The 8885-nt window shown below is 65.3% G+C and carries 7 protein-coding genes; all 7 read right to left on the bottom strand.

Translation table 11 applies throughout. From position 1 onward, the window contains the following. Nucleotides 1-62 precede the first annotated feature (62 nt). Nucleotides 63-839, bottom strand: a complete 777-nt coding sequence (recO, locus tag SOX55_RS10685) for a DNA repair protein RecO (protein WP_325287440.1) — start codon at nt 837-839, stop codon at nt 63-65. Nucleotides 840-1040: 201 nt separating this feature from the next. After that, nucleotides 1041-1940 (bottom strand): GTPase Era, encoded by a 900-nt coding sequence (era, locus tag SOX55_RS10690; RefSeq protein ID WP_325287441.1) that lies wholly within the window; start codon nt 1938-1940, stop codon nt 1041-1043. A gap of 336 nt (nt 1941-2276) precedes the next feature. Continuing rightward, nucleotides 2277-5105, bottom strand: a complete 2829-nt coding sequence (uvrA, locus tag SOX55_RS10695; protein WP_325287442.1) for an excinuclease ABC subunit UvrA — start codon at nt 5103-5105, stop codon at nt 2277-2279. Between the two features lie 14 nt (nt 5106-5119). Next, nucleotides 5120-5617, bottom strand: coding sequence for a Cys-tRNA(Pro) deacylase (ybaK, locus tag SOX55_RS10700; RefSeq protein WP_325287443.1), 498 nt, complete (start codon nt 5615-5617; stop codon nt 5120-5122). A gap of 5 nt (nt 5618-5622) precedes the next feature. Then, the gene (locus SOX55_RS10705) at nt 5623-6495 is read right to left on the bottom strand and encodes a DMT family transporter (RefSeq protein ID WP_325287444.1); all 873 of its coding nucleotides are present in this window, start codon (nt 6493-6495) and stop codon (nt 5623-5625) included. 2 nt (nt 6496-6497) lie between these two features. After that, nucleotides 6498-7691, bottom strand: coding sequence for an alginate O-acetyltransferase AlgX-related protein (locus SOX55_RS10710; RefSeq protein ID WP_325287445.1), 1194 nt, complete (start codon nt 7689-7691; stop codon nt 6498-6500). Nucleotides 7692-7701: 10 nt separating this feature from the next. Next, nucleotides 7702-8885, bottom strand: a 1184-nt coding sequence (locus tag SOX55_RS10715; RefSeq protein ID WP_325287446.1) for an MBOAT family O-acyltransferase, incomplete at its 5' end; no start/stop codon positions are given.

An 8885-nucleotide genomic window follows, 5' to 3' on the forward strand; every position in this document is an offset into this window, starting at 1 on the left:
TCCTATCAAGGGCAGTCCCTTTACAAAGTGGAATATCAATACAATTTTCTACAAAATGTAATCTATTTCGACGGAATTTCCGGAGGCAGCAGGCTCTTGTAGTAGTCCAGGGACCGGAAGCCCCGCTCCAGCTGGGCCGCCGTGAAGGCCTCCGCCGCGGCGCCCAGCCGCCCCAGCGGCTCCGGCCCCAACGTGAAGGAGTAGAGCCGCCTGGGATCGCCGTAGAGGATATGCCGCAGCGCCCGCAGAGAGTCCCGGCACAGCGGCAGGGACAACCCCGACTCCTGCCGCCCGCACCCGACGCACCGCAGCACCCCCTGCACCACGTCCAGCATGGGCCGCTCCGGTTCCTCCCGGCCGCAGTAGGCACAGCTGTCCGCCAGAGGCTCGTAGCCCGCCAGGCACAGCAGCCGCAGCTCAAAGGCGGCCTTGGCAAGGGCTTCCCCTTTCCGCAGCGTGTCCAGGGCGTACAGCCCGTTGAGCAGGTGGCTCAGCAGCGCCGGGGCGCCCTCACCCTCGGCGGTCACCGCCTCGGTAAGCTCAGCGAAGTAGCACCCCAGGGCCAGCCGGGTCAGGTCCGTCCGCAGCCCGTCAAACAGGGCGATGGTGGCCCCCTCGTTGGCGTAGTACCAGTCCCCCTTGCGGTAGAGGGTCCACTCGGAGTAGGCCAGAGGCTGGGCCGCCGCCGCGAAGCGGCAGGACTTCCGCCGGACGCCCCGGGCGATGACGGGAATTTTCCCCAGGTCCGGCGTCAGCAGCGTCAGGATTTTGTCCGCCTCCTTCGTCTCAGTCTCCCGGAGGACGGCGCCTTTTGTCACGGTATAGGGCGTTGCGGCCATAGCGCCTCCTTTGATGTACGGGCGGTATCCCGCCCTACGCGGTAAGCTCCGCCGTCGGGGCCGCCGCCTGCCGGTACAGCAGGTAGAACACCGGCGCTCCCGTGGCGCGGAACAGCTCCCACGCGGTCTGCGCAGTCATCCCCATCACCTCACGGACAGGATGGCTGTTTTTGTCGAAAGTTATCCGTGGAGATTGTTTCCTTACGTCTCGTCGTAGCCGAAGGAGCGGACGTAGTTGGCGTTCTCCCGCCAGTTCTCCTTCACCTTCACCCAGGTCTCCAGATAGACCTTGGTGCCCATGAATTTCTCCATGTCGTGGCGGGCCAGGGTGCTGATCTTTTTCAGCATGGCCCCCTGCTTGCCGATGATGATGCCCTTGTGGCTGGCCTTTTCGCAGTAGATGGTGGCGTCCACGTCCACCACGCCGGAGTCCCGCTCGGAGAAGCGGGTGATCTCCACCGCCGTGCCGTGGGGAATCTCCTTGTCCAGGCACAGCAGCAGCTTCTCCCGCAGCAGCTCACCCATCACCTGCCGCTCCGGCTGGTCGCTGGTCATGTCGTCGGGGAACAGCTGGGGGCCCTCCTGGGCGTATTTGGACAGCTCCCGCATCAGATCGTCCAGGCCGTCGCCGGTGTGGGCGGAGATGGGGATGATGGCGTCAAAGCCGTCCCACGCCTCGTTGTAGGCGGCAATCACCGGCAGCAGCTGGTCCGGCTCCACGGTGTCGATTTTGTTGATGCACAGGATGCAGGGCAGCTTCTCCTCCCGGATGCGGTCGATGAGGGCCTGCTCCGGGCCGCCCACATGGGCGATGGGCTCCACCAGCAGCAGCGCGCAGTCCACGTCGGAGAGGCTGGCGGTGATGACCTTCACCATGTAGTCTCCCAGGGCGGTTTTGGGCTTGTGGAGGCCCGGGGTGTCCATCAGCACGTACTGGGTGTCATCCCGGTTCACCACGCCGCAGATGCGGTTGCGGGTGGTCTGGGCCTTGTTGGAGACGATGGCCACCTTTTCTCCCACCAGGGCGTTGGTGAGGCTGGATTTGCCCACGTTGGGGCGGCCGCAGACGGTGACCATGGCGGTCTTCTGGATGTTGGACATAAGATGATCCTCAACTTTCTTTATTTGATATTGAGCAATATGTGATTGCGCCCGTCCGGGCGCGGGGGAGTAGGTTTTCCGCACCGAAGCCGGTGGGGGATTCGGCCATTGCCGGAGGATGCGCCGCTTTCGGCGCGGGAAATTGCCGGGACCCCGGCGGGGATGCGGACCACCGTCGCGGCGATACGATTCCCGGCCCCGTTGGGGCCGGGAATCGTACTGCCGCGACGGTGGTTCCGGGAAGCCGCAGCCTTCGCTGCATCCCCCGGGCACCCGGACGGGTGCATTCCCCACACCGGGTCAGGTGCATTCCCGCCGGGGTCCCGGCGCCAACTCTCACCGCCGCAAGACTTTCTTCAGATACTTCCCGGTGTAGCTCTCCGGGCACTCCGCCACCGCCTCCGGCGTGCCGGCGCAGACGATGTTTCCGCCGCCGTCGCCGCCTTCAGGCCCCAGGTCAATCACCCAGTCGGCGCACTTGATGACGTCCAGGTTGTGCTCGATGACCACCACGGTGTTGCCGCCGTCCACCAGCCGCTGCAGCACCTCCAGCAGCCGCTTCACGTCCTCGGCGTGGAGGCCGGTGGTAGGCTCGTCCAGAATATAGATGGTGCCGCCGGTGGCGATCTTGCTCAGCTCCGTGGCCAGCTTCACCCGCTGGGCCTCGCCGCCGGACAGCTCCGTGGAGGACTGGCCCAGCTTCACGTAGCCCAGACCCACGTCGCACAGGGTCTGCATTTTGCTGCCGATTTTGGGGATGCTGCGGAAGAACTCGCAGGCCTGCTCCGCCGTCATGTCCAGCACCTCGGCGATGTTTTTCCCCTTGTAGCGGACCTCCAGGGTCTCCCGGTTGTAGCGGCTGCCCTTGCACACCTCGCAGGGCACGAAGATATCCGGCAGGAAGTGCATCTCGATTTTCAACAGTCCGTCACCGGAGCAGGCCTCGCAGCGGCCGCCCCGGACGTTGAAGCTGAACCGGCCCGGGCCGTAGCCCCGGCTCTTGGCCTCCTGGGTCTGGGCGAACAGGGCGCGGATGTCGTCAAACACGCCGGTGTAGGTGGCGGGGTTGGACCGTGGCGTCCGGCCGATGGGACTCTGGTCGATGCCCACCACCTTGTCCAGGCGCTCAATGCCCTCCACCGCGGCGCACTTGCCGGGCCGGACCTTCATGCGGTTCAGGGAGGCCCCCAGCTTTTTGAACAGAATCTCGTTCACCAGAGAGGACTTTCCGCTGCCGGACACGCCGGTGACCACGGTGAAGGTCCCCAGGGGGAACTGCACGTCAATGTTTTTCAGGTTATTCTCCCGGGCGCCCCGGACGGTGAGGAACCTGCCGTTCCCCGGCCGGCGGGAGGCGGGCACCTCAATGCGCCGGGCGCCGGACAGGTACTGGCCCGTCAGGGAGTCGGGGTTGGCCATCACCTCCTCCGGCGTGCCCGCCGCCACCACTTCGCCGCCGTGGACGCCGGCGCCGGGGCCGATGTCAATGAGGTAGTCGGCGGCACGCATGGTGTCCTCGTCATGCTCCACCACCAGCAGCGTGTTGCCCAGGTCCCGCAGGTGCTTCAGGGTGTCCAGCAGCTTGTCATTATCCCGCTGGTGGAGGCCGATGGAGGGCTCGTCCAGAATATACAGCACCCCCATCAGCGACGAGCCGATCTGGGTGGCCAGCCGGATGCGCTGGCTCTCGCCGCCGGAGAGCGTGGCGGCGGAGCGGCTCAGCGTCAGGTAGCTCAGGCCCACGGACTGCAGGAACCCCAGCCGGTTCCGGATTTCCTTCAGAATCCGGTCGGCAATGAGGTGCTGCTGCTCCGTCAGGGTCAGCCGCTCCACAAAGTCCAGCTCGTCCACCACGGACATGGTGGTAAAGTCGTGAATGTTCATCTCCCCCACCGTCACCGCCAGGGACTCCTTCCGCAGCCGGCGGCCCTTGCAGACGGGGCAGGGACACTCCGCCATGGTCTCCTCCAGCTCCCGCTTGGAGGCGTCGCTCTGGGTCTCCAGATACCGCCGCTCCAGGTTGTTGCAGATGCCCTCAAAGGCCTGGTGCAGCACGCCCTTGCCCCGGGGCTGGTCATAGTGGAGGTCCAGCTTCTCGTCGCCGGTGCCGTAGAGGACGATGTTCCGCACCTCCTCGGACAGGTCCTTCCAGGGGGTGTTGAGGGAGAAGTGATACTTTTTGGCCAGGGCGTCGAAGTACATGCGGGAGATGCCGTCGGAGCGGATGTTGCCCCAGCCGCTGGCCTGGATGGCGCCGCCCAGAATGGACTTCTCCTTGTCCGGCACCACCAGGTCCGGGTCCACCTTCTGCTGGCTGCCCAGGCCCGTGCAGGTGGGGCAGGCGCCGAAGGGGTTGTTGAAGGAGAACATCCGGGGCGTCAGCTCCTCGATGGAGATGCCGCAGTCCTCGCAGGCGTAGTTCTGGGAGAAGGTCAGGTCCTGCTCCTCCCGCAGCAGGTTCACCGTCACCAGGCCGCCGGTGAGGCCGGAGGCGGTCTCCACAGAGTCCGTCAGCCGCTGGCGGATGTCCGGGCGGATGATGATCCGGTCCACCACGATCTCGATGGTGTGCTTTTTGTTCTTCTCCAGGCTGATGTCCTCGTCCAGCTCGTAGAGGGAGCCGTCCACCCGCACCCGGACGTAGCCGGACTTCCGGGCGTTTTCAAACACCTTGGCGTACTCGCCCTTCTTGCCCCGCACCACCGGCGCCATCACCTGAATGCGGGTGCCCTCCGGCAGGGACAGCACCTGGTCGATGATCTGGTCAATGGTCTGCTGGCGGATTTCCTTTCCGCATTTGGGGCAGTGGGGGGTGCCCACCCGGGCCCACAGCAGCCGGAGATAGTCGTAAATCTCCGTCACCGTGCCCACGGTGGAGCGGGGGTTTTTGCTGGTGGTTTTCTGGTCGATGGAGATGGCGGGGCTGAGGCCGTCAATATAGTCCACGTCCGGCTTCTCCTTCTGGCCCAGGAACATCCGGGCGTAGGAGCTGAGGCTCTCCACGTACCGCCGCTGGCCCTCGGCGTAGATGGTGTCGAAGGCCAGGGAGGACTTGCCGGAGCCGGACAGGCCCGTCACCACCACCAGCTTGTCCCGGGGGATGGTGACATCAATGTTTTTCAGGTTGTTTTCCCGGGCGCCCTTGACGATGATTTTATCCTGCATAGCGATTTTGTCCTTTATACAATAATGTCTGCCGCCGTGCCCCCCACCAGGTTCAGCAGGTCCCGGGGAGACAGCTCCACGCTGGCGCCGATTTTGCCGCCGGAGATGTCGATGGTGTCAAAATTCAGGGCCGACGCATGGAGCACGGTGGGAAACTGTTTTTTCATGCCGATGGGGCTGCACCCGCCCCGGATATAGCCGGTGACGGCGTTGATCTCCGCCACGTGGAGCAGCTCAATGGACTTCTCCCCCACGGCTCTGGCGGCCTTTTTCAAGTCCAGATTCTCTGCCGCCGGCACCTCGAACACATAGATGCCCTTGGAGGCCCCCCGGGCCACCAGGGTCTTGAAGCTGCGGGCCGGGTCGATGCCCAGGGTCTGTGCCACGTGGAGGCCGTACTCCCGGCTGCCCATGGGGCCGTCCCCCTCCTCGTAGAAGCGGGCGGTGTAGGGGATTTTCTTCTGATCCAGAATCCGCATCACATTGGTTTTCTCGTCTTTTTTCTTTGCCATAGTCCTTACCTCAGAATGGTTACGCCCGCCAGCACGCAGACGATGCCTGCCGCCGTCAGGGCGGTGATAGGTTCACCGAATACCGCCGCGCCCACCAGCGCCGCCACCACCGGCTCCAGGCTGGCCATAATGGACGCCCGGCCCGCCTCCACCCGGGCAAGGCCCCAGGTGTAGAGCAGGTAGGAGAACACGGTGGAAAACACCACCAGCCCCGCCAGCGCCAGCCAATGGGTCGGCCCCATGGCCGTCAGCTCCGCCGGGCGCAGCAGCACCAGGGAGGCGGGCCCGGCAAACAGGAACGTCCACACGGTGACGGTCATGGCGCTGTAATGGGCCAGGGCGTACCGGCCGAAGACGCTGTACAGGGCGTAGAAGAACCCGGCCCCCAGCCCCAGCAGAACCCCCATGCCCGTGACGCTCAGCGTTCCGGAGAACACCCCGCACACGCAGGCGCAGCCCACCAGGGTCAGCGCCAGGGCCAGCAGCTTCTTTTTCGTAATGGGCTCCTTCCACAAAACGGCGGACAGCACCACCACAATGGCGGGGGCGGTGTACAGCAGGATGGAGGCCACCGCCAGGGAGCACACCTGCTGGCAGGAGAAATAGCACACGGTGAACATCACCACGCTGACCACGCCGGTGCCGAAAAAGTATTTCAGATGGGCCGGTTTCACCCGGAACACGCCGCGGTCCCGCACCGCGAAAATCAGGCACAGCAGCGCCATACCCCCCAGATTCCGCAGGGCCACGATGTTGGTAGCGGACACCCCCGCCTCCATCAGGTGCCGGTTCCACAGTCCTACCACGCCCCACAGGGACGCCGCCCCCAGAATGGCGGCGTAAGCGGCCCCCGGGGCAGTCTTCCGCGTTTCTTCCATGGTCAGTCCTCCCACACCGCGCCATTGCCGGAGGCGGTGTAATAGAATGTGTCGTTCTGGATGCACAGCACGATGTCCGGCCGGTGCTCCGTGATATAGTCCCGCAGGCTCATGTCCTCATAGTGCCGCAGGTCCAGGATGCGGGTCTCGTTGAAGGAGGCGTACAGCAGCGTCTCCAGGGCGTTGGTGAAGGAGTCGCCGAAAATCAGGACGTTGGGCAGCTCCGGCCGATGGGTCTCCAGCACCGTCTCGGCGAAGTCGCCGCCCATATAGAGATTGTAGGTAGTGGGCAGGTAGTCCGCCGCCGGCAGCACGAAGAGGGGCCTCTCCGAGGGCTGGCCGTTGTCGGTACGGGTGAAGGCCACCGGCTCCTTCTGGGCGGCGATCACCGCCTTCTCCGCGTTCTCCCAGCGGTTGTAGAGCTTCCGGTTCCGGGAGCCGATATAGGGGTAGGGCAGCTCCTGAAATTCCAGGTCCTCCTCCGCCAGCACCGGCAGGTCAAACCCCGCCGCCGTCAGGTCCTCCAGAATGGCCCGGTAGGCGGCGTAGGCGCCGTAGTAGTTGTAGTGGTGGTCCACGGCGGAATAGTACGCCGCCGGATTCCCCCGGGCGGCGTAGACCTGCCGCATGTCGAGGAACGTGACGCCCCGGTCCGCCAGGGCTTCGGCAAACACGGCGTCCGCCGTGTCCGCTTCCGCGGCGTGGCTGTTGAGGTAAGCCGGGAACCGGTCCTGGAAATACACCCGCTGCTCCGGGAAGCCCACGTAGCGGAACACGCCGCCGCATTCTTCAATGTGATCGTTCAGCTTGCCGAACCGGTCCGCCATGGGGCCGGCGGTGAGGCGGTAATCCGCCTCCGTGTACTCATCGAAGCTGAGCTTTGGCAGCAGCACCTCCTCCGTCACCACCACGTCGTTGACCACCGGCCGGCCCAGCAGGTTCATCTGCGCCCGGGTGTCGGCCATCAGCAGCGTGGTGCGGCCGGGGATGTGGTCCGACAGCCAGCTTTCAAACCGGCTGCCGTAGCCGCCGTCCCACAGCGTCTCCCAGTTCAGGTCCGGCCGGGCCGCCAGGGTGCGGTTTTCATAGTAGGCGCTGGTCTCCGCCCCGGACCAGAGCAGCACTCCCGCCGGAACCGCCAGGAAAAACGCCAGCAGCCCCAGCACGAAGCCCCAGTTCAGAATTTTCTTCATCATTTGTCTCCCTTCAGAACTGGAAATACAGGAACGAGCGGAAGGTGGAGCTCAGCAGCCGCACCACGGAGAAGGCCAGCAGGCACACCGCCAGCAGCTTCGGCCCCAGGGTCAGAAGCACGTCGGCGGCCAGGCTGTCGTCCGCCCGCCGGCCCAGCCGGTCCCGCAGCCAGTCCCGCACCGGCATGGCCGCCGGGATGGCGATCAGCAGCTCCCAGCGGAACTGCAGCAGGTAATACGTTCCCTCGCCGCTCCAGAGACCGCCGGGGGCGAAGCCGAACATGGCGGAGAGCATCTGCCCCACCTGGGCAAGGCTCCCGGACCGGAACAGCACCCAGCCCACGGTAATGGCCACCAGGGCGTAGGCGTGGCGCACCCCGGAGGGCAGCCGCTCCAGCCCGCCGCCGTAGAGAAACTTCTCCCCCAGCAGCAGCGCCGCGTAGTACAGCCCCCACAGCACGAAGTTCCAGGCCGCCCCGTGCCACAGGCCCGTCAGCAGCCACACCGCCAGCAGGTTCAGCGCCTGACGGCGGCGGGAGCAGCGGTTTCCCCCCAGGGGGATATACACGTAGTCCCGGAACCAGAAGGACAGCGTCCGGTGCCACCGCCGCCAGAACTCGGAGGCGGATTTCGCCATGTAGGGGTAGTTGAAGTTCTCCGGCAGCGCAAAGCCGAACACCCGGCCCAGGCCAATGGCCATGTCCGTGTAGCCGGAAAAGTCAAAGTACAGCTGCAGGGTGTAGGCCGCGGCCCCCAGCCACGCCAGCCCCACCGTCAGCCGGTCCCCGGCGGTAAAGGCGCCGTCAGCGATCTGGCCCAAAGCGTCGGCCAGCAGGACCTTCTTGGCAAGGCCAAAGCAGAACCGGGTGGCGCCCTCCGCAGCGTCGTGGGCAGTCTCCCGCCGGTCCGTCAGGACGGGGCCGAAGTCGCCGTAGCGGAGGATAGGGCCCTGGAGCAGCTGGGGGAAGAAGGCCATAAACAGCGTCACCTTGCCCAAATTCCGCTCCGGCGGGATGGTGCCCCGGTAGACGTCGGTCAGGTAGCCGATGGCCTGAAAGGTGAAGAAGGAGATGCCCGCCGGCAGCGCAATGGAGGGCACCGTCAGCTCCGCCCCCAGGGCATTCAGATTGGTCACCAGAAAGCCGGTGTATTTAAAATAGCCCAGCATTCCCAGGTTCAGGACCAGGGCTGTCAGGA

Source organism: Dysosmobacter sp., assembly GCF_034093755.1.
GTDB lineage: Bacteria > Bacillota > Clostridia > Oscillospirales > Oscillospiraceae > Oscillibacter.

Coding starts and splice junctions, on each gene's coding strand:
- uvrA (WP_325287442.1), bottom strand. CDS start 5,105: ATGCAGGATAAAATCATCGTCAAGGGCGCCCGGGAAAACAACCTGAAA.
- SOX55_RS10705 (WP_325287444.1), bottom strand. CDS start 6,495: ATGGAAGAAACGCGGAAGACTGCCCCGGGGGCCGCTTACGCCGCCATT.
- ybaK (WP_325287443.1), bottom strand. CDS start 5,617: ATGGCAAAGAAAAAAGACGAGAAAACCAATGTGATGCGGATTCTGGAT.
- SOX55_RS10710 (WP_325287445.1), bottom strand. CDS start 7,691: ATGATGAAGAAAATTCTGAACTGGGGCTTCGTGCTGGGGCTGCTGGCG.
- recO (WP_325287440.1), bottom strand. CDS start 839: ATGGCCGCAACGCCCTATACCGTGACAAAAGGCGCCGTCCTCCGGGAG.
- era (WP_325287441.1), bottom strand. CDS start 1,940: ATGTCCAACATCCAGAAGACCGCCATGGTCACCGTCTGCGGCCGCCCC.